Below are 336 nucleotides of genomic sequence, written 5' to 3' on the forward strand. Positions count from 1 at the left end.
CTTAAATAAAAATCAATCGTGTTTCCTTCGGAATCGATCGCACGATATAAGTACATCTTTTCTCCTTTGATTTTGATATATGTTTCATCCACTCGCCAAGAATCATTGGTTGGCTTCAAATGTGTTCGAATCCGTTTATTTCATTCTGGTCCATATTGATGAACCCAGCGCATAATGGTTGTATGGGCTAAAGAGAATCCTCGTTCTTCCATCATTTCCACTAAATCACGAAGACTTAAGTTGTACCGTAGGTACCAATGTACTGTTAGCAAAATAATATCGGGCTGGTAATGCTTCCATTTGAATATATTCTCTTTTTCCATACTGGTCACACAC

The 336-nt window shown here is 37.5% G+C and carries 1 pseudogene; it reads right to left on the reverse strand.

Annotated features, from left to right (window positions below):
- Positions 1-323 (reverse strand): annotated as a pseudogene (locus ACQRBL_RS32695) (IS6 family transposase); the annotation flags it as partial.
- Positions 324-336: the final 13 nt, after the last annotated feature.

Source organism: Bacillus sp. AF62 (genome assembly GCF_050312695.1).
GTDB classification, from domain to species: Bacteria; Bacillota; Bacilli; order Bacillales; family Bacillaceae_G; genus Bacillus_A; species Bacillus_A cereus.